Origin of the sequence: Mesorhizobium huakuii (assembly GCF_014189455.1) — a bacterium.
Classification (GTDB): Bacteria; Pseudomonadota; Alphaproteobacteria; order Rhizobiales; family Rhizobiaceae; genus Mesorhizobium; species Mesorhizobium huakuii_A.
The window spans coordinates 4,768,005-4,788,810 of the sequence record NZ_CP050296.1; the positions used below are offsets into that span (position 1 = coordinate 4,768,005).

Genomic DNA, 20,806 nt, shown 5'->3' on the forward strand with positions numbered 1-20,806 from the left:
TTAGAGCCCCAAATCCTTGAACAATTCATCAGCCGAGGCGAAGCGCTTGCCTTTACCTTTTTCCAACTCGGCCATGGCCTTTCGCGTAGTTGCGTTAGGCACTTTCACCGGGAAGGGAAATTCCTTATCGGCGGCCACGCGCACCAGAAGCAGGCGGATGGCATCGGAGACTGACAAGCCCATCGCCGCCAGGGCTTCCGTTGCCTGATCCTTTGTCGCCGTATCGATCCGAGCGCGAACCACGCTATCCGTTGCCATATTATAACTCCTGAGTGAGCTACAATGTAGCTACGGATGGCTGGTTTTTCAAGCCGGTTGGCTCTCTCGCAAACTCATTCGCGAAAGTCCGACTTCCCGTGGCGCGTACGATCGGGAGCGTGATTGTCACGACTGCCGATCAATTGCCACTACCGCAGCGCCGCTGCGATGTTGCCGCCGTCAACCGTCGTCACGTCGGCGGTGGTGCGTTCAGCCAGCGCGTGATGCAGGAAGGCCTGAGCCACGTCCTGCGCGGTCACTTCCTGGCCGAGCAGGTTGCCGGACATGTATTCCTTCTCCGAGACGCCGCGCGCGCCGGAGCGGCTGGCGATCATGGCGTCGGTCAGAAGGCCGGAGCGGATGCGATCGGCGTTGACGGCGTTGGAGCGGATGCCATGGGCGCCGTAGTCCAGCGCATATTGCCTGGACAGGAACAATGTCGCCGCCTTCGGTACGCCATAGGCGCCGAATTTCGGGCCCGGATTGACCGCCTGCTTGGAGGTGTTGAACAAAAGCACGCCGCCGGTGCCCTGTTCCAGCATGATGCGCACGGCGTTCTGCGCCACCGACTGGTGGGCGAAGAAATTGAGCTCGAAACTCTTGCGCAGCAGCGCGTCATCGAGTTCGCCGATCCGGCCTTCCCAGGCCGCGCCCGCATTGGAGACCAGAATGTCGACGCCGCCGAAGACGGCAACGGCCTTGTCGAAGGCGGCGCGCACCTGGGCCGGGTCGGTGATGTCGGCGGCCACGCCGATCGAATTGTTACCGGCTTTCTTGGCGGCATCAGCGGCCTTGTCGCCATCGAGATCGACGACGACGGCATGGGCGCCATTGTCGGCGAACAGTTTTGCCGTCGCAGCACCAATCGCGCCGGCGCCGCCGGTGATCAACACTACCTGGCCGGTCAGCGGCTTCGGCTTGTTGGAGGCAAGCTTGGCCTGTTCAAGCGACCAGTATTCCAGCGGGAACAGATCGGCTTTGGACAGCGGATGGAACCGGCCGACAGCCTCTGCGCCGCGCACCGCCTCGATCCACATTTCGCCGACGTCGGAAGCGATCCTGGCATCCTTCAGCGTGCGGCCATGGCCGAACATGCCGAGGCCCGGCACCAGCGTCAGCCGCGGCATCGGGTCGAGCATGGTGCGCTTGACGTCGTCGAGCGCGTCATTGGTCTCGAAATAGGCGCGATAATCGCTGGCGAAGGCGTCGACATGGCTCTTGATGACGGCCTTGTAGTCGCCGGCCTTCTCTGCATCGGGCGCCGGCACCGCCATCGGCCCGGTCTTGATGCGGATCGACAGATCCGGTGTCGACACGCCGCGTCCGGCATAGTCGGCGATCGCGGCCGAGTTGATGAAATCGACAATAGCATCCGATGTGCGGAAGTCAGAGATCATGCGATCGAAGCGGCCGTCGCCGCGTGCCACCGCAACCGCGCCGCGCAGCATCGGCGCGATCGAAGCCGGTGTCGCAAGCTTCGCCGGCAGCGCCGCCTTGGCTGCCTTCGGCTTGGCGTTCTTGGTGACATACTCCTCGGCGACGTTCACATAGTGGATCATCCGGTCGTAGGCCTGTTTGGCGTCGTCACCAAAGGTGAAGATGCCGTGCTTGTCGAGGATCAGGCCCTCAACGGTCGGATCGGCATCGAACACATCGGCCGCCGCCTTGGCGAGGTCGAAGCCCGGCATGATGTAGGGCACATAACCCATCTTGCTGCCGAACACCGTTTTCACCAGCGGCTTGCTATCTTCCTGGTCGACGATGGCCAGGATGGCGGTCGAATGGGTGTGGTCGACGAATTTGTGCGGCAGGAAGGCATGCAGCAGCGTTTCGACTGAAGGGTTGGGCGAGGACGGGTCGATGAGGTTCGCCCGCTGCAGCGCCACCATATCCTCGTCGGCGAGCCTGTCCAGCGCGCGCGCCTTGAGCAGGGCGCCCATCTTGACCGCCGGCAGGCCCTGCGGCTCGATGACGGCCATGTCCCAGCCGCTGCCCTTGACGCAGAGCACATCCCATTCATCGCCGACCAGATCGGTCGCCTTGATCTTGCAGGAAGTGTTGCCGCCGCCATGCAGGACCAGTTGCGGCACGCCGCCCAGCAGCCGCGTCGTGTAGACGCGCAGCGCGAGGTCGCGGCCGACGCCTTTCTTCGCATAGTCGGCGACGAGTTTCTCGGCCGCGTCGTCGTTCCACAGATTCTTCATGTTCGCTTCGTCCAGTTGCTGTCTTGGGTGGTGAAACAGGAATGCCGCGACGCCTTGATGACAATGCGCCGGCGAAAGGTTGCTTTTCAGGATGCTTTTTGTGGTGCCGCTCCGGCATGATCGAGCAGCCGCTGCGCCATGCGCGCGCCGACCACCAGATGCGTGCAAAGCCCGCCGGCAAGTGCTGCGAGCAGCGGTTCGAACTTGCTGTCCTCCTGCACCACCATCAGGCGTTTTTCGATGGCGCCGAGCGAGGCGAGTTCAGCCGAAATGACCCGGCGGTTGTAGCTGCAGTCGAGCGCCTCGCCACTGGCGTCGATGATCTGTCCGGCGATGACGCCGGCGGCGCCGATGCCGCGCAGGGCGGCCATTTCGTCCGGGTTCAGCGCGCCGCATTTGACGACATGGCTGTCGGCATCGACGGTGCCGACGGAAAAAAGCGCGAGATTGCAATCGCTGATGCCGGCCAGCTGCTCACGGATCACCGGCTCGGCGCGCAGCGCGCGCGCCAGCTCTTCCGTCGACAGCACCAACGGCGCGTAGAAATTAAGTCCCTTGGCGTTGAGCCGGCGCGCGATTTCCATGGTGCACTGGTCTGGCCGGTAGGAATAGGGCGCGCCGAGATTGCCGCAGAGTTGAACCACCGTGACATCCTGCAGGTCGGCATAGGACATGATGTCGGCGATCATGTAGACGGTTCGGCCCCAGGCGACGCCGATGCGGTCGCCCTTCTTGACCAGCTCGAGAAACACGCTCGCCGCCAGCACGGCGATATCCGTCGACGGGTCCGGGATATGGCCGTTCTCCGGCGCGATCCACACCGCATCGAGCTTCAAAGCGTCCTCGAGCTTGCGTGCCATCACGTCGTCGGTGAAAAGTTGGGTCGAGGTCGAGATGTTGACGATGCCGGTCTCGCGCGCCTTGCGCAGATACATCGCCACCGAAGCACGCGAAATGTTAAGCTGGCTGGCAACCTGGTCCTGCCGCAGGCCATGCGCATAATAGAGCCAGGCGGCTTTGTGAATGATTTGTTCTGCCGGTCGGATCGCCATGCCGTCTCCTTAGCTGACATTAGTCACGGCTCTCGACAAAAGTCAAATTTGGATGTGTGAGCGCGATCGCCTCTCGACAAGGCGCATCCGGGATCGCCATTCTACAAAGCCCGGATAGCATAGTATTTTCGGCCATTCAGGGGGATGGCCTGACGAGAGCCCTAAGGTTAGAAAGCTCGAAAAGGACTTTGGGGAGGACGGGATGGGCAATCCCTACGAACAGGATCTCGACAGGAACGCGGCCAACCATCAGCCGCTGACGCCGCTCACCTATCTGGAGCGCGCGGCAAAGACCTATCCCGGCCACATCGCCATCATCCATGGCCGCCAGCGCATCTCTTATCGCGATTTCTGGCGCCGCTCGCTTAAGCTCGCCTCGGCGCTGCAAAAGCGCGGCATCGGCAAAGGTGACACGGTCACCGTCATGCTGTCGAACACGCCGCCCATGCTGGAGGCGCATTTCGGCGTGCCGATGACCAAGGCGGTGCTGCACTCGCTCAACACGCGGCTCGATGCTGCGGTCATCGCCTTCCAGCTCGACCATGCCGAGACCAAGGTGCTGATCGTCGACCGCGAATTCTCGGGCGTCGTCCGGCAGGCGCTCGATCTGGCCAAGGTCAAACCGCTGGTCATCGACTATGACGATCCCGACTACGCCGCCGACGCGCCCTATCCGAAAGGGGAGCGGGTCGGCGCGCTCGACTACGAGGATTTTGTCGCCAGCGGCGACGAGGATTTCGCCTGGTCGATGCCCGACGACGAATGGGACGCCATTTCGCTCAACTACACCTCAGGCACGACGGGCAATCCCAAGGGCGTCGTCTACCATCATCGCGGTGCCGCCCTGATGGCCTATACCAACACCATCCATGCCGGCATGGCCAAGCACGCCGTCTATCTCTGGACACTGCCGATGTTCCATTGCAATGGCTGGTGTTTTCCGTGGACGCTGGCCGTCCAGGCCGGCACCCATGTCTGCCTGCGCTGGGTGCGGCCGAAGCCGATCTACGACGCCATCGCCGACCATGGCGTTACCCATCTGTGCGGTGCGCCGGTCGTCATGTCGGTGCTGATCAACGCCCGGGATGAGGACAAGCGCGCCTTCGCGCAGATCGTGACCTTCAACACCGCGGCCGCGCCGCCGCCCGAAGCCGTGCTGTCGGGCATGGCCGATGCAGGTTTTGCCGTCACCCATCTCTACGGCCTGACCGAGACCTATGGCCCGGCCGTGGTCAACGAATGGCACGGCGAATGGGACAGTCTCGCAAAGGGCGAGCGCAGCGCCAAGAAGGCAAGGCAAGGCGTGCGCTACGCCGCGCTCGAAGGGCTTACTGTCATGGACCCCGAGACGATGCAGACGACGCCGGCCGACGGCGAGACCATCGGCGAGGTCATGTTTCGCGGCAACATCGTCATGAAGGGCTATCTCAAGAATCGCAAGGCGAGCGACGAAGCCTTCGCCGGCGGCTGGTTCCACTCCGGCGATCTCGGCGTCATGCATCCGGACGGCTACATCCAGCTCAAGGACCGCTCCAAGGATATCATCATCTCGGGTGGTGAGAACATTTCCTCGATCGAGGTCGAGGATGCGCTCTACAAACATCCCTCGGTGGCGTCCTGTGGTGTGGTCGCCCGCGCGGACGACAAATGGGGCGAAGTGCCGGTTGCCTATGTCGAACTGAAACCCGGCAAGGCGGCGACCGAGGCCGAGATCATCGAGCACTGCCGCACGCTGCTTGCCCGCTTCAAAGTGCCGAAAGCGGTGATCTTCGCGGAGATCCCGAAGACCTCGACGGGCAAGATCCAGAAATTCCGGCTGCGGGAAATGGCCAAACTCGCCTGAAGCGCCGACGGCCTCTTTCAAAAATATTTTGAGTTGCCCGCATCCTTCGGCCGCTTGGTGACGTCTGTTGGATGTCACCATCTGTCACTATCTTGTACGCGTACGTCGATTTCGCGTTGACATCCCATCTTCTTCAATTTACGACTGACGAAAATTGAAATTCGTCACTTGTCAAACGAAAGAGCTATGTCCGAAGCCGCCACCATAGTCGCCGATGCCGCCAGGCAGGAGAATGTGACGCGCATTCTCGACTGCGCCGAGCGTCTGTTCCGGCACTATGGCTACGGCAAGACCAATGTTGCCGACATTGCCCGCGACCTCGGCATGTCGCCGGCCAACATCTACCGTTTCTTCGCCTCCAAGGTCGAAATCCACCAGGCGGTCTGCGGCCGCATGCTCGGCGCCAGCTACAAGATGGCTTACGAGATCATGCATCTGCCGATCAGCGCGGAGGAGCGGCTGCGGCGCTACATTCACGCCCAGTACAAGATGACGCTCGAGACCATGCTCGACGAGCAAAAGGTCCATGAGATGGTCATCGTCGCGCTCGAGCGCGACTGGGCCGTCATCGACGCGCACGTCAACAGCATCCACGACCTGTTCGCCGAGGTGATCCGCGAGGGTGTCGAGACCGGCGAGTTCAGGCAGCAGGATCCCGAAGTCGCCTCGCGCTGCTTCGGCGCCGCCACCGTCATCCTCTGTCACCCGCAAATGGTGGCACAGTGCCTTGCCAAGACCAACCGGGCAATGCCCGACGAACTTATCGACTACGCCATCAGAGCCTTGAAATAGCCGCCGCTCGCCGGTGTTGCCAGTCCGCCTCCAGTCGGGAGTACCACGATGTCTTTGTCCAATTCCATTGTCCGCCGGATGCCGGTCGCGGGCTTGATCGTTGCGGCGCTCGCTCTGGCCGGCTGCAGCCAGGAAAAAGCCGAAGTCAAGGATATCATCCGCCCGGTCAAGGTCGTCGAGATCGCCCAGGCGCATGACACCCGCATGCTTTCCTATTCCGGTTCGGTGCGGGCCCGCACCGAAAGCGCCCTGGCATTCCGGGTCAACGGCAAGATCACCGAGCGTCTGGTCGACATCGGCCAGCACGTGGCGCCGGGCGATGTGCTCGCCCGCATCGATCCCACCGACTACGACCTTTCGGTCAAGAGCGCGCGGGCCACCCTCGATGCCGCCGAACGGCAGGTCGAGACGACGGAGCTTGCCCGCAAGCGCGCCGAGCAGCTTTTTGCCAAGAATTTTTCGCCAAAATCGCAGCTCGAACAGGCGACACTGACCTATGACCAGGCAGTCGCCACGCGCGATTCCGCCCGCTCGTCGCTCGACCAGGCGAAGAACCAGGTCGGGTATACCGACCTCAAGGCTGACAAGGACGGCATCGTCACGGCTGTCAACGCCGATGTCGGCCAGGTGGTCGGCTCCGGCACGCCAGTGGTCACTGTCGCGGTCGACGGCGAAAAGGAAGTGCTGATCGCGGTGCCGGAAATGGAGATCGCCGAGTTCAAGCCGGGCAAGTCGGTCAAGGCCGGCTTCTGGTCCGACAGCACGCTGACGCTCGATGGCAAGGTCCGCGAGGTCGCAGGCAGCGCCGATGCGCAGTCGCGTACCTTTGCCGTCCGTGTCAGCCTGCCCAACGACCCGCGCGTGCTGCTCGGCATGACCGCCAATATCGAGGCCTCGGCCGCCAACGAAAAGCAACTCGTATCGATCCCGCTGAGCGCGTTGGCGAAGCAAGACAGCCAGTCGATCGTCTGGACCGTCGATCGTGGCGCCGACACCGTCCATGCCCGCCCGGTCAAGGTCGCCGAGTTCGCCGCCGATGGCGTGCGTGTCACCGAAGGATTGAAGCCCGGCGATATCGTGGTCGCCGCCGGCACGCAGTTCATGACCGAGAATCTGAAGGTGAAGCTCGCCGGCGGTGTTGCGCAGCAGTCTGCCTCCGCTGAGGGCGAAGACGCCAGCCGGCTGCGCTGACGACAGATAGTCGGCCGCGCGTTCCCGCGGCCGCAGGTTTTCGGGCGGCGAGCGCCCCGAAGGTCGAGACGTCAAGGGCCCGATGTACCCCCGCATCGATCCTAGCGTCCCACCGCGATGAGTGTCTCTCCACTTGGAAGGCCTCGCCGCCCGGAAGCCAGATCAAAGATGATTTCGTTTCGCGCGCCGCGCTTTTCCCAAGCACCAGGCGCCGGCAACCAAGCAAAGTGGACCAGCACCGATGACGACCTCCACTGAAGAAAAGCGGCCCTTCAACCTATCACGCTGGGCGATCGGCCATCCCTCCATCGCGCGCTTCCTGTTCGGGCTCATCATCATCGCCGGTGCGCTCGGCCTGATGCGCATGGGCCAGAAGGAAGACCCCGACTTCACCTTCCGGGTCATGGTCGTGCAGGCGATCTGGCCGGGCTCCTCGATCCAGGAGATGGAAGACCAGGTCGTCAACAAGATCGAGCGCAAGCTGCAGGAAACACCGCATCTCGACTTCGTGCGCTCGTTCACCCGCGCCGGCAGCGCCATCATCACCGTCCAGATCAAGGGCGACACCAACGCAGCCGAAGTGACCGACGCCTTCTATCAGGTGCGCAAGAAGGTCGGGGACATCTCCGGCGACCTGCCGCAAGGCCTGCTCGGCCCCTATTTCAACGACGAATTCGGCGACACTTTCATCACGCTGCATTCGATCAGCGGTGACGGCTTCTCCTATCCCGAGCTGAAGAAGTTCGCCATCCAGGCGCGCGACATGCTGTTGACCACGTCCGGCGTGGAGAAGGCGGTCATCATCGGCGACCAGCCGGAAAAGCTCTATATCGACGTCTCGTCCAAGGCGCTGGCCGAACGCGGCCTGACGCTGACCGACCTGCAGAACGCCATCAAGGGCCAGAACAATGTCGATCCGGCCGGCTCCGTCGACACCGGCGTCAATTCGGTGCGCATCTCGGTCGAAGGCGACGTCACCAAGGCCGCCGATATCAGGGAATTGCGCCTGCGTGCCGGCGGCCAGGTCACCCGTCTCGGCGACATCGCCACGGTGACCTCGGGGCTCGAAGATCCCTTCCAGCGCAAATACCGTTTCAACGGTCATGACAGCGTGCAGCTTGGCGTCGTCATGGCCAAGGGTTTCAAGGTCACCGATGTCGGCAAGGATGTCGAGGCGACCTACAAGCGCTTCGAGGAGGCGCTGCCCTATGGCGTGTCGGTCGACCAGATTTCCGATCAGCCGGGCGTCGTTACGGATGCAGTGGCCGAATTCATGCATGCGCTCGGTGAAGCGCTGCTGATCGTGCTTGTTGTGTCGTTCCTGTCGATCGGCTGGCGTTCGGGCCTGGTCATTGCCATTGCCATTCCGCTGGTTCTGGCCGCGACCTTCGCCATCATGTACGAGCTTGGCATCGACCTGCAGCGCATTTCGCTGGGCGCCCTGATCATCGCGCTCGGCCTGCTCGTCGACGACGCCATGATCGTCGTCGAGATGATGGAGCGCAAGCTGGAGGAGGGGCTGGTCAAGATCGAGGCCGCAAGCTTCGCCTACACATCGACCGCTTTCCCGATGCTGACCGGTACGCTGATCACCACCGCCGGCTTCATCCCTGTCGGCTTCGCAGCCTCCACCGCCGGCGAATATGTGCGCACGCTGTTCTATGTCGTCGGCATCGCGCTGATCGTGTCGTGGTTCGTCGCGGTCTATTTCACGCCGTGGCTTGGGCATATGATCCTCAAGCAGCGCAAGCATGCCGGCACCCATCACGATGCCTTCGACACGCGCTTCTATCGTCGGCTGCGCTCGACCGTCGGCTGGGCGGTGCGCCATCGCATCATCGTGCTAGTGATGACTCTGGTGACTTTCGGCGCCAGCCTGTGGGCATTCCAGTTCATCCCGCAGAACTTCTTCCCGCAATCGTCGCGGCCGGAAATCCTGGTCGACCTGTGGCTGCCGGAAGGCACCAGCATCAAGGAGGTCGAGACGCAGGCCAAGGCGCTTGAAACCAAGATGATGGACGACAAGGACAAGCGCTTCATCGCCACCTATATCGGCGAAGGCGCGCCTCGCTTCTTCTTGCCGCTCGACCAGCAGCTCACCAATCCGAACTTTGCCCAGATGCTGGTGATGGCCAATGACGAACCGGCGCGCGAACGGCTGATCGTCAAGCTGCGCACGGTTCTGGCCGAGGACTTTCCCTCGATCCGCGCCAAGGTCGATCGCCTGTTCCTCGGGCCGCCGACCGGCTGGCCGGTGCAGATGCGCGTCATGGGTCCCGATCGCCAGGAAGTACGCCGCATCGCCGACCAGGTGAAGGCGAAGTTCCAGCAGAATCCGCTGCTGGGCGCCGTGCATGACGACTGGCTCGAACCCGTGCCGGCAATGAAGCTGGTGATCGACCAGGATCGTGCCCGTGCGCTCGGCGTCACCTCGCAGCGTATCCGCCAGATGCTGCAGGCAACCATGTCCGGCGCGCCGCTCGACAACTTCCGCGACGGCGAAGAGACGGTGTCGATCGTTGCCCGCGAGCCGGATGCCAGCCGCAGCCTGCTGTCCTCGGTCGACTCGGTCTACATCCCGACCGATTTCGGCGGCTTCGTGCCGCTGTCGCAGGTGGCCAAGGTGGTGCCGGTGCTGGAGCAAGGCATCGAGTGGCGCCGCGACCGCCTGCCGACCATCAGCGTGCGGGCAACGTTGCCTGATGGCGTGCAGTCCAACGACGTCGTCACCAAGATGTACAAGGACATCCAGGGCCTGCGCGATGGCCTGGCGCCCGGCTACAAGATCGAGATCCAGGGCGGTGCGGAGGATTCGGCCGAAAGCCAGGCGTCCATCGCCGCCAAGGCGCCGATCATGCTGGCCATCATCGTCGTGCTGTTGATGATCCAGCTGCAGAACTTCGGCAAGGCGATGCTGGTGCTGGCAACCGGTCCGCTCGGCATCATCGGTGCTGCGGCCGCCCTTTTGATCAGCGGCGCACCGTTCGGCTTCGTCGCCATTCTCGGCGTCATCGCGTTGCTCGGCATCATCATGCGCAACTCGATCATCCTGGTCGACCAGATCGACCAGGACATCGCCAGAGGCATGGATCGCTCGGAGGCCATCATCGGCTCGGCCGTGCGCCGTTTCCGGCCGATCGTGCTGACGGCGATGACGGCGGTGCTGGCACTGATCCCGATCTCGCGCGCCGTGTTCTGGGGGCCGCTCGCCTATGCGATGATGGGCGGCATCGTGGTCGCCACCGTGCTGACCATCCTGGTGCTGCCGGCCGGCTACGCCCTGTTCTTCGGCCGCGAGCCGAAGAAGGTGGTGAACAGCGAGCAGGCGCCCGAACCGGAACTGGCCGCCGAGCGGCCGCAACTGGCCCTGGCCGCGGAATAGAGCGGTTACATCGCATCATCCGCCGCCGGCGATGGCGGATGATGCGGCGTGACAGGCCAGCCGTCACGCCGATGAAAATGCTCCGCAGTGCCGGTTTTGCAAAACAGAATTCCTTCCCAGGACCGCAAAGCGGTCCCATCCTGCGCTATATGGAGCGGCAACGCTCGTCCTCATCAGGGTGTCTTCCCATGGCAGAAAAAAGCAATTGCGGCTCGGCGCCTTCATGCGCCCGGTCAGCTTGCACACCGGCGCCTGGCGCTATCCAGGCGCCTATCCCGACGCCAACTTCAACTTTGCGCATCTGAAACGCTTCGCGCAGACGCTGGAGGCGGCGAAGTTCGACGCTTTCTTCATGGCCGATCACCTAGCGGTGCTCAACATGCCGATCGAGGCGCTGCGGCGCAGCCACACGGTGACCTCGTTCGAGCCGTTCACGCTGCTGTCGGCGCTGGCCGCCGTCACCGATCACATCGGGCTGGTCGCCACAGCGTCGACGACCTTCGACGCGCCCTATCACATCGCCCGCCGCTTCGCCTCGCTCGACCATATCAGCGGCGGTCGCGCCGGTTGGAACATCGTCACCACGTCCAATCCCGATGCAGCGCTCAATTTCGGACTGGACGAACATGTCGAGCATGACGAGCGCTATCACCGGGCGCGGGAATTCTACGATGTCGTCACTGGCCTGTGGGATAGTTTTGCCGACGACGCCTTCATCCGCGACGCCGAAAGCGGACTTTATTTCGATCCCGCCAAACTGCATGTGCTGGATCACAAGGGCGAGCATCTCTCCGTGCGGGGTCCGCTCAACATAGCCCGCCCGGTGCAGGGCTGGCCGGTGATCGTCCAGGCCGGCGCGTCGGAAGCAGGACGGCAGCTGGCCGCCGAGACGGCGGAGGTGATTTTCGCCGCCCATGGTGATCTCGCCGCTGGCCAACGCTTCTTTGCCGACGTCAAGGGTCGGGCCCAGAAACTCGGCCGCTCGCGCGAAGACATCAAGATCCTGCCTGGCGCCTTCGTCATCGTCGGCGACAGCGTCGAGGAGGCGCGGGCCAAGCGGGCGAAGCTCGACAGCCTGGTCTATTACGAGAGCGGCATTGCCTCGCTGTCGATCGCGCTTGGGCATGACGCGTCGGCCTTCGATCCCGACGCCGCTTTGCCCGAAATACCGGAGACCAATGCCTCGAAGAGCAGCCGCGAGCGCGTCATTGAGCTCGCCCGGAACGAAAACCTGACGGTCCGCCAGCTTGCCCAGAGGCTCGGCGGCTATTCCGGCCTCGCCTTCGTCGGCACGCCGCAAACCATCGCCGACGAGATGGAGGAATGGCTGGTCACCGAGGGATCGGACGGCTTCAACATCATGTTTCCCTATCTGCCCGCCGGGCTCGACGATTTCGTCGAGAAGGTGGTGCCCGAGCTGCAGCGGCGCGGCATCTTCAGGCGGCAATATGAGGGCTCGACGCTGCGCGAGAATCTCGGCCTGAAGCGGCCGCCCAACCGGTTCTTCGAACACCCGAAGGCAGTGGTCCGAAAGGCTGGTTGACGCGAGGCTCCGGCTGGTGGTCAAAAAACGTCGGGCGCGCCGAAGCGCGCCCGATCATTTTTAAGTCGCTACGTCAGATGACGAACAGCCAGTTGGCGAGCAGCATCACCACCACGCCGGCAACCAGCGTCAGGTAAGGCAGAATGCCCGCTTTCTTCACCGAGAGGTCCGCTCCCGTCATGCCGAGATCGGCCAGCATGTGGTCGGGGAACTTGCCCTTGTCCTGGATGTAGTGGCGGAAGCAGAACACCGGGATGATCAGCGCCGCGGTGATCAACCCGGCCCACAGTGCCATCGGGTTCCACACCTTGGCGCCGGCGCCCATGAAGATGGCGTTGACATAGGCGAAGATCGCCCCGATCCCCAAGAGCCAGCTCGGCGCCTTCCATGGCCGCGCGATGTGGCCGTTGTCGATGCGGTGGATCCAGCCGGCGTTGAGGTTGAGGAAGTTGAAGATGATGTAGCCGCAGTTCGACACGGCGAGGATGAAGAAGAAGCTCGTCGCGTCGGCCGAAGCGATGGCCAGAACGATCAGGTTGAAGACGAGATCGGTCCACATCGCCCGCGTCGGTGCGCCATGCTCGTTGACGTGGCTGAGATAGCGCGGCAGCCAGCCATCCACGGAACCCTGATAGAGCGTGCGTGAGGAACCGGCCATCGCCGTCATGATGCACAGCACCAGTGCCAGGATCATCAGCATCACCAGCAGGCTGTGGATCAGTGCGCCCCCACCGACCATGCCTGCCAGAGCGTCGGCAACGCCGGAGCCGTCGACGATCGGTGTCGCCAGCATGCCGTTCAGGCCGAGAACGCCCTGAAAGGTGAAGGGCACCAGGATGAACAGAAGCATGCAGAGCAGGCCGGAATAGAAGATGGCCTTGAAGGTGTCGGTGCCCGGGTTCTTGAACTCGGATGTGTAGCAGACGGCCGTTTCAAAGCCGTAGGTCGACCAGGCGGCAATGAACATGCCGCCGAGCACCAGCGTCCAGCCGGCGATGTTCCAGGCGCCCGGCTCGGGCGCATAGGCGGCGGCCAGCGGCACCAGCGGTGAGAAATTGGCCCAGTTGATCTGCCCGGTGACGATCGGCACGACGCCGACGATCAGCATCGGGATGATGACCAGCAGGCCGATGTATTTCTGCACATTGGCCGTGCCGAGGATGCCGCGATGCTGGATCGAGAAGATGATCAGCATCAGCACCGCGCCGATGAAGAAGGTCGCGTTGAGCGTGAAGGAGACCGGACCCAGCGTGTGGCTGTACAGCGTCCAGTTGCGGATGGCCGGTGTCGCGGCGGTCGTCACGGCGGCAATCGCGTCGGTGGGCGCCGTCCCGGCATGCGCCGCGATATAGGCGACGACTTCCGCCGAGGTCTCGGTGAACAGCGGCACCGGCGCCAGCGCGTTGAGGATATAGGCGGCGGCGATCGAGCAGCCGAGCGACAGCACCGGCGACCAGGCGAACCAGTTGCACCACACCGACAGCGGCGCGATGAACTTGGAATAGCGCAGCCAGGCTGTGGCGCCGTAGATCGAGGCGCCGCCCGACTTGTTTGGAAACAGGCCGGCGATTTCGGCATAAGTGAAGGATTGCAGGAAGCCCATGATCATGGACACCGTCCAGATCAGGAAGGCCAGCGTCCCGGTCGTACCGGCGATGCCGCCGATCGAAAACAGGACCAGGGCCGGAACGCCGCTTGCCACCCAGAAGGCGCCGCGCCAGTCGATATGCCTGAGCAGCTTGCTTTCGGCAGGCTGCTCGAGGGCCGTGCTTATGGTGCTCATGTCAGTGACTTCCCCTTTTGTAAGTGTTCCCCGCCGGTGATGCCTCGGCTTTGCGAAGCTTGCTCCCCGGCCAATGATCTCGACCGACGTGTTTCCACTCAGTCGCATTTTTTTCTTAGCAGTGAAGATTGATCCGGCGCGCTTTCACGTCAAGCGTTTTGTGACGCCGTGCACATCACGCTTGCGCGCACATGCTCTTGCCTTCTCCCACAAGGGGAGAAGGCAGGGGTTGCAACGCTCAGGAGCGCGGTCTGGTCTTCTGCGGATCGTAATGGGCGAAGGCGACGACTCGCGCCGGCAGCCGCTTGGCATGCCCGTCCAGCTTGCCGATCTCGACCTCCGTGCCGAGGGATGCATGGGTGACGTCGAGCCTGGCCAGCGCGATGTTCTTGCCGAGCACTGGCGAACGCATGCCCGACGTGACCACGCCGATCTGCGCACGGCCGACATGGACGCAGTCGCCATGGCCGACCGCGACATTGCTGTCGATGTCGAGGCCGACGAGCTTGTGCTGCGGGTGCTCCTTGCGCCGGATCAGCGCCTCGCGGCCGATGAAATCGTCGGTCTTGCTCTTCAGCGGCACGGTGAAGCCGATGCCAGCCTCGAACGGGTCGGTCTGGTCGGAGAATTCATAGCCCGCGAAGATCAGCCCGGCTTCGATGCGCACCATGTCGAGCGCCTGCAGGCCCATCGGCTTCAGCCCATGCGGCTGGCCGGCGTCCCAGATCGCGTCGAACACCTTTTCGGCGTCGCGCGGATGACACCAGATCTCGTAACCGAGCTCGCCGGTATAGCCGGTGCGCGAGACCACGACCGGAATGCCGTTGCCGCCGCCGATGCGGGCGACGGCGAAGCGGAACCATTCGAGCTCGTCGATCGACGGCTGCAGCGGCGACGTCCAGATCACTTCTCGCAGGATGTCGCGGCTCTTCGGCCCCTGCACGGCGACATTGTGCATCTGGTCGGTCGACGAGCGCACCAGCACGTTGAGCCCGAGCTTCTTGGCCGTCTCGCGCAGCCATTCGCCGGACAGGTCGTCGCCGCCGACCCAGCGGAAATTGTCCTTTCCGAGCCGCAGCAGCGTGCCGTCGTCGATCATTCCGCCATGCTCGTAGCACATGGCCGAATAGACCACCTGGCCGACGCTGAGTTTCTTCACGTCGCGAGTCAGCGTGTATTGCAGCAGCGCTTCCGAATCCGGACCGGTGACCTCGAATTTTCTGAGCGGCGACAGGTCCATGATCACCGCGTCCTGCCGGCAGGCCCAGTATTCGGCGATGGCGCCTTCCCTGGCGAAGGAATTGGCCAGCCAATAGCCCCTGTACTCCGAGAAGTTGCGGGTGTGCTTGGCGAAGGACGAATGGAAGGAGGTCTCGCGGGTCATTTTCGGTTCCGAATCGGGCGTCATGCGTCTGGCGATCGCTCGCGAGAATTTGTGCTGGCCGGAATAGGTGCGCACATGGATGTCGGTGAGATCCCAGCCATTGGCCGGTGTCGTGTCGTCCGGGCAGGCGGAGGACACGCAGACGATATCGGTCAGCGCGCGCAAGAGCACATAGTCGCCGGCACGCGACCATGGCTCGTCGGAGACCATCACGCCATGCGCGTCGATCGCGGTATTAAAGAAGAAGTTGATCGCCATCCAGCCGGCACGCGGATTGACGCCCTTGCCGGCCAGCGCACCGTTGAAATTCTCCGAGCAGTTGGTGTGGCCGGGGTAGCCGATGTCGTCGTAATATTTGGCAGCACAGGCGAGCGCGAAGGCGTCATGCCGGCCGCATGTGTCCTGCACCACCTCGACCAGCGGCTCCATGTCCTGGTCGTAATATTTCGAATGCAGGCCCGGCATCGGATAGCTCGATCCCATCAGCGTGCGCGTCGTGGTCACGTCGAGCGGATGGTCAAGGCCCTTGTCGAGCTTGCGCGCCGAAAAGCACTGGAAGTCGGTGCACTGGCGCCCGTCGACGTCGATGATCTGCAGATAGTCGCCCGCCTTGACGAAATAGGATTCCGCCGTCGCCGAGTGGACGCGCAGGTCGAGCACCGGGTCGGCGAGCGGATCGGCCAGCTGCGTTTTTGTTTTCAGGCGGATCGTCTTGCGCCGCACGATGACGGTGAGCGGCGTTGCCGTGTCATGGCCGTCGACCAGCATCGGCCCGCCGGGCGCGGCGATGACCATCCAGCCGTCTCGCGTAACGGTGAATGCTTGTTCCGTACCGGCCGGCGTGGCGCCGCCGAACACGCGCACCGCCTTGGCCTGATCGAGCACCACCTGCCGGCGCGCAATGCCGCGCCGCAACGCGCCGATACTGTCATCGCCCTCGGCAAGCAACGCCTTGATGCCGGCGGCATTGCTGTTGGATTTTTCGCCGAAGATGGAGGGATCGGTGGCACCTGTGGCGTCCCAGGCCAGCAACTCGCAAGCCTGGCCGCCTTCGACATTGCGCACCGTGATCGTATCGCCCGCCTCGACCTCGATCAGCACCGCGCCATTGCCCTGGATCGTATAACGCTGCATGCCCGGCGGCAGCGCGATCTGGCCGGGCCTCAGGATGAGGCTCGGCCTGGGCGGTCCGGCAGCGACTGTGGGGTAGGGCGACTGGCTCATCTCAGCCTTGCGGTTCGAGAAACAAGTTTGCCTGTGTGTGAAATTATTTTAGCAGCAAGAATAGCAGCGCGGTTGCGTTTGGCAAGGCGAAGGTGGCACAAGCTCCCCCTTCTCCCCTTGTGGGAGAAGGTGTCGCCGAAGGCGACGGATGAGGGGTGCTCCAGGGAACGCCAACGTCTCACCTCGCTGGAACACCCCTCATCCGTCTCGGCGCTAACGCGCCGATCCACCTTCTCCCACAAGGGGAGAAGGAAGAGGCGCACAAACGCTACGTCAGTTCCTCAGAGTGGCTAATGTCGACACCATACTCCGCAGCCGAGTCGAGCATCGTGTGCCATAGGCTTTCGGCGAAGGTCGCAAACACCAGAACGTTGAACACGGCCAATCCATCTCGATCATTTCCCCGCCACAGCGTGACGCTGGTGTGATCCATTGAGGTCGCGGCCGCCGCGCCAACAGCGAACGCATCGGGGTGCAGGTCAATCGACGACAGCTTGGCCAGCATCGCCCGTGCCTTGGTGCCGGAGATGCTGATCAGCACCCGCGCATGCGACTGGTCGGACAGCGACGCCGATCCGGCGAGGGAAAGCGCAAGCTCCGCTATCCCATGCTTTCCACCCTTCGACAGGACAAAGAACTGATCCGGTCCCGACCAGATCAACGTCGCATCCGCCGTGCCGACCGCCTTCGGCGTTTCCGAAGCCACGACACCGAAGCGAGCCAGGGCAGCCTTGGCAAGCTCCGTCGCCTTGCCGCGCCGCGCCATCACCTGGACGAGGTCGAAATTGCGGATCTCGGTCAGCGACACGCCGGCATCACCCCGCGCGCCATAAGCACCCGACACAAGCGCGCGGTCGAGTGGGCTGCGGACGTCCCAGGAAAACTCAGCCACGCTGGCGCCCTCCATCCGGGTCGTAGAAGACGGGATTGCAGAGTTCGACGTCATAGTCCTCGCCGCGTATCGGGTCATGCGCGTGGACGATCTCGCCGATGCGTTCGCGGCCGCGTTCGACCAGCGCCAGCCCGATCCACTGGTCTGATGTCGGCGAGAAGCAGACCGAGGTGATATAGCCTTGGTCGTTGCCGGGGCCAGGTGTCTGCCCTTTCGGGATGATGTGCGCACCGGAGCGCAGCCGGCGCGCTCTGTCCGTCGGCCTGATGCCGACGACGACCTGCCGGTCCGGCGCGACCAGAGCCTCGCGGCCGGCCATGACGCGGCCGATAAAGTCCTTCTTGGTCGACATCATCTTGCCGAGGCCGAGATCGGCCGCCGTCGTTGTGCCGCTCAATTCCGGTCCGGCGATATGGCCCTTCTCGATGCGCATCACGCCGAGCGCCTCGGTGCCGTAAGGCGTGACGCCGAATTGTTTGCCGGCCACCATCAGATTGCGCGCCATCGCCTCGCCATAACGCGCCGGCACCGAAATCTCGAACGCCATCTCGCCGGAGAAGGAGATGCGGAACAGCCGCGCCTTGATGCCGCCGCGCAAAGCGACTTCGCGCGCGCCCATGAACGGAAAACCTTCGTTGGAAAGGTCCTCCGCCGGGTCGAGGATCTCCTTCAGCAGATCGCGGGTCTTGGGGCCAGCTATGGAAAACTGCGCCCACTGGTCGGAGACCGAGGTCAACTGCACGTCGAGTTCTGGAAACAGCACCTGCCGGCAGAATTCGAGATGCTGCATCACCAGCCCGGCCTTGGCCGTGGTGGTGGTCAGGAAATAATGGTCCTCGGCCAGCCGCGACGTCGTGCCGTCATCATAGACGATGCCGTCCTCGCGCAGCATCAGCCCGTAGCGCGCCTTGCCGACGGCAAGATTGGAGAAGGTGTTGATGTAGACGCGATCGAGGAAGGCGCCGGCATCCGGGCCGTGCACGTCGATCTTGCCAAGCGTCGAGACATCGCAGAAGCCAACGCCGCCGCGCACAGCCTTGACCTCGCGGGTCACCGATTCCAGCCAGTCCTTCTCACCCGCGCGCGGATACCATTGCGCGCGCTTCCATAGGCCGGTGTCGACGAAGATCGCACCTTGTTCGGCGGCCCAGTGATGCGACGGCGTCAGCCGTGTCGCATGGAACGTTTCGTCGCGATGATGGCCGGCAAAGGCGCCGATGGCGACGGGCACGTAAGGCGGCCGGTAGATGGTGGTGCCGGTCTCGGGGATGGACTTGCCGGTGACCGCCGCCATGATGGCGAGCCCGGCGACATTCGACGTCTTGCCCTGGTCGGTTGCCATGCCGAGCGTCGTGTAGCGCTTCAGATGCTCGACCGATTCAAAACCTTCGCGCTGCGCGAGTTCGATGTCGGAGGCGGTCACATCGTGCTGGTAGTCGACAAAGGCCTTGCCCTTGCCGGCGACATGCCAGAGCGGCGTCAGCGAGAACGCCTCGTCATCAGCCACCGGCGCTGAGCTGGACTTGCCACCGTGCCCGGCGTCATTCGCTGCTGCTGAACCTGCGGCGAAGCCCTCAGCCAGGCAGGCGCCAAGGCCGAAGGCGCCGTTGGCAGCGCCGGCGGCAACCATTCCAGGAGGCGCGCCATCCGGCACGAAAGCAGCAATGTCGTCGCGCCATTTCGGCCGGCCGCGATGATAGGAGGTCAGCCCGACCGCCGGGTTCCAGCCGCCGGAAACCGCAAGCCCGTCGGCTTCGACTTCGGCGCGCGCGCCGCCGGTGAGCGACACCGCGATTTTCCTGACACCATCCTTGCCACCGTCGACGCCGCTGACGGCGCCGTGCAGCACAGTGAAGCCATTCCTGGACGCCAGCGAGCGATGTGCCGGCGAAACGTCCGGCCGCGCGTCGATGACCGCCGCGATCTGCAGCCCCGCGCCAAGCGCCGTCTCGACCGTGCGCCAGCCATCCTCATTGTTGGTGAACAGTGCAATGCGCTTCGCCGGAACGGCGGCATAACGCGCGACATAGGTGCGCATCGCGGACGCCATCATCACGCCGGGCGTGTCGTTGCCGGCGAAGACGATCGGCCGCTCGAGAGCGCCGGCCGCGACCACGCAACGCTTCGCCACGATCCGCCACAGCCGCTGGCGTACCTGGTGCTCAGGCGGCGAGGGAAGGTGGTCGTTGACCCGCTCCAGCGCGCCATGGGTGCCGCCGTCATAGACGCCGAACAGCGTCGTGCGGGTCATGATGCGGACATCGGGCATTGCCGCCAGCTCAGCCAGTGTCCGTGACAGCCATTCGGCTACCGGCAGGCCATCGATCGAACCGCCATCCGAAAGCAGGCGGCCGCCAAGCGTGAAATCTTCCTCGCACAGGATGACACGAGCACCGGAGCGGCCGGCAGCAAGTGCCGCTGCCAGACCGGCCGGACCGGAGCCGGCGATCAGCACATCGCAATGCGCCCAGGCCTTGTCGTAGTGGTCGGGATCGGCGACGCCCGCAGCGCGGCCAAGGCCGGCGGCGCGGCGGATCGCCGGCTCGTAGATGGCTTCCCAGAACTTCGCCGGCCACATGAAGGTCTTGTAGTAAAAGCCGGCAACGAAGATCGGCGCGAACAGCTGGTTGACCGACATCACATCGTGGCGCAGCGACGGCCAGCGGTTCTGGCTGGCGGCCTCGAGCCCTTCATAGAGCTCCGCCGTCGTTGCCTTGGTGTTCGGCTCACGCCGGGCGCCGGTGCGCAGTTCGACCAGCGTGTTGGGCTCTTCCGAGCCTGCGGTCAGGATGCCGCGCGGGCGATGGTACTTGAACGAGCGGCCGACCAGCTTGACGCCATTGGCAACGAGCGCCGACGCCAGCGTGTCGCCCTGGAAGCCGGAAAAGCTCTTGCCGTCGAAGCGGAAATTCAGCGGCGCCGAGCGGTCGATGAGGCCGCCACCGTCCAGCCGGTTTGTCTGCACGCCGGCCATCACGCGCCAACCTTGGCGGCGCCTGCGCCTGCAGCCGGTTCGATGGCCGAAATCTCATGCGTCAGCGTGTTGCGGGTGATCTTCAGCCAGGCCCGGCAACCGCCGCCATGATACCAGTTCTCGCTCATCACGCCGGCGATGTTGTCACGCAGATAGACGTAGTCGAAGACCTCGTCTTCCGAAGCGCCAGCCGTCGGTCGCACCGGCTTAGCGTCGCCGAGATAGGTGAACTCGCCGAGTTCGCGTTCGCCGCAGAAGGGACAGGTGATGCGCATACTCGGGCC

Annotated in this window: 13 protein-coding genes; 5 read left to right on the plus strand and 8 right to left on the minus strand. The window is 63.7% G+C overall.

Annotated elements, in window-relative coordinates:
• The 3 genes from HB778_RS22940 to HB778_RS22950 form a co-directional block, all read right to left on the minus strand.
• Positions 1-258: a type II toxin-antitoxin system RelB/DinJ family antitoxin gene (locus HB778_RS22940; RefSeq protein WP_183457209.1), complete on the minus strand. Its 258-nt coding sequence runs from the start codon at positions 256-258 to the stop codon at positions 1-3.
• A gap of 149 nt (positions 259-407) precedes the next feature.
• Positions 408-2,462, minus strand: a complete 2,055-nt coding sequence (locus HB778_RS22945; protein ID WP_183457210.1) for a bifunctional aldolase/short-chain dehydrogenase — start codon at positions 2,460-2,462, stop codon at positions 408-410.
• 86 nt (positions 2,463-2,548) lie between these two features.
• Positions 2,549-3,514: a sugar-binding transcriptional regulator gene (locus HB778_RS22950; protein WP_183457212.1), complete on the minus strand. Its 966-nt coding sequence runs from the start codon at positions 3,512-3,514 to the stop codon at positions 2,549-2,551.
• A 202-nt stretch (positions 3,515-3,716) separates the two neighbouring features.
• Here HB778_RS22950 and HB778_RS22955 point away from each other — a divergent pair, with 202 nt between their 5' ends.
• The 5 genes from HB778_RS22955 (at position 3,717) to HB778_RS22975 (ending at position 12,265) form a co-directional block, all read left to right on the plus strand.
• Positions 3,717-5,357 (plus strand): acyl-CoA synthetase, encoded by a 1,641-nt coding sequence (locus tag HB778_RS22955; protein ID WP_183457214.1) that lies wholly within the window; start codon positions 3,717-3,719, stop codon positions 5,355-5,357.
• A gap of 186 nt (positions 5,358-5,543) precedes the next feature.
• Positions 5,544-6,149: a TetR family transcriptional regulator gene (locus HB778_RS22960; protein WP_183457216.1), complete on the plus strand. Its 606-nt coding sequence runs from the start codon at positions 5,544-5,546 to the stop codon at positions 6,147-6,149.
• Between the two features lie 48 nt (positions 6,150-6,197).
• Complete coding sequence (locus HB778_RS22965; protein WP_183457218.1) at positions 6,198-7,340, plus strand: efflux RND transporter periplasmic adaptor subunit; 1,143 nt, start codon at positions 6,198-6,200, stop codon at positions 7,338-7,340.
• Positions 7,341-7,581: 241 nt separating this feature from the next.
• Entirely contained in the window at positions 7,582-10,722 is a 3,141-nt protein-coding gene (locus HB778_RS22970) for an efflux RND transporter permease subunit (RefSeq protein WP_183457220.1), read from the plus strand.
• Between the two features lie 223 nt (positions 10,723-10,945).
• On the plus strand, positions 10,946-12,265 hold the full coding sequence (locus HB778_RS22975; RefSeq protein WP_183457222.1) for an LLM class flavin-dependent oxidoreductase: 1,320 nt from the start codon (positions 10,946-10,948) through the stop codon (positions 12,263-12,265).
• Between the two features lie 73 nt (positions 12,266-12,338).
• Here HB778_RS22975 and HB778_RS22980 read toward each other — a convergent pair whose 3' ends face one another.
• The 5 genes from HB778_RS22980 to HB778_RS23000 form a co-directional block, all read right to left on the minus strand.
• Entirely contained in the window at positions 12,339-14,048 is a 1,710-nt protein-coding gene (locus HB778_RS22980; protein WP_183457224.1) for an APC family permease, read from the minus strand.
• A 238-nt stretch (positions 14,049-14,286) separates the two neighbouring features.
• Complete coding sequence (locus HB778_RS22985; RefSeq protein ID WP_183457226.1) at positions 14,287-16,656, minus strand: DUF1989 domain-containing protein; 2,370 nt, start codon at positions 16,654-16,656, stop codon at positions 14,287-14,289.
• A gap of 268 nt (positions 16,657-16,924) precedes the next feature.
• Entirely contained in the window at positions 16,925-17,548 is a 624-nt protein-coding gene (locus HB778_RS22990) for a sarcosine oxidase subunit gamma (RefSeq protein WP_183457228.1), read from the minus strand.
• Positions 17,541-20,522, minus strand: coding sequence for a sarcosine oxidase subunit alpha (locus HB778_RS22995; protein ID WP_183457231.1), 2,982 nt, complete (start codon positions 20,520-20,522; stop codon positions 17,541-17,543). Before HB778_RS22995 ends, HB778_RS22990 begins: the two co-directional genes overlap by 8 nt.
• Positions 20,522-20,797, minus strand: coding sequence for a sarcosine oxidase subunit delta (locus tag HB778_RS23000; protein ID WP_183457233.1), 276 nt, complete (start codon positions 20,795-20,797; stop codon positions 20,522-20,524). The genes HB778_RS22995 and HB778_RS23000 overlap by 1 nt, the downstream gene beginning before the upstream one ends.
• Between the last annotated feature and the right edge of the window lie 9 nt (positions 20,798-20,806).